We start from the raw sequence: 513 nt of genomic DNA, 5'->3' as shown, positions 1-513 counted from the left end.
TACGAGAACTCACTGCCATGACCTGGCAGCCAACCCATTAAGAGAGATACCGCCATGAAACTGTTTATCTTCGGCGTTGCCGCGTTGCTCGCTACCGGTTCCGTGTTTGCCGCCGAGCCCGTGATCCACGATAAAACCGGCTTTTTCGTCCACCTGGACGTGGCAAAAGTCCTGTCGAGCACCGACACCTACGGCCAATGCGGCATCGTCCCCGCACGCCTCAACTACCTCGACAGCCAAGGCCGCGAACACGTGCTGGACTACCAGGTGCAGGGCATTGGTTGCGCCAGTGACAATTGATCGGGCTACACTTGCGCCACGCATTGAGACAGGGCATTTCCCATGAACATTCTCGTAGTCGAAGACGAACCCAAGGCCGGCAATTACCTGCTCAATGGCCTGCAGGAACTGGGCTATTCCGTGAGTCTCGCCCGCGACGGCGTGGACGGTCTGCACCAGGCCCTGGAAACCCCGTTCGACGTGATCGTGCTGGATGTGATGATGCCAAAAATG

2 protein-coding genes are annotated in these 513 nt (G+C 57.9%); both read left to right on the top strand.

All coding sequences use genetic code 11. The annotated features are described in order from the left end of the window. Positions 1 to 54: 54 nt before the first annotated feature. Complete coding sequence (locus tag OQK_RS01500) at positions 55 to 300, top strand: DUF2790 domain-containing protein (RefSeq protein ID WP_010209091.1); 246 nt, start codon at positions 55 to 57, stop codon at positions 298 to 300. Positions 301 to 342: 42 nt separating this feature from the next. Further along, the coding region (locus OQK_RS01495) for a response regulator (protein ID WP_038860397.1) at positions 343 to 513 on the top strand (171 nt) is incomplete at its 3' end.

Source organism: Pseudomonas sp. R62 (assembly GCF_000257605.1).
GTDB classification, from domain to species: Bacteria; Pseudomonadota; Gammaproteobacteria; order Pseudomonadales; family Pseudomonadaceae; genus Aquipseudomonas; species Aquipseudomonas atacamensis.
The sequence above is the reverse complement of the archived record's forward strand: the minus strand, read 5'-3'. Positions and strand labels throughout refer to the sequence as shown.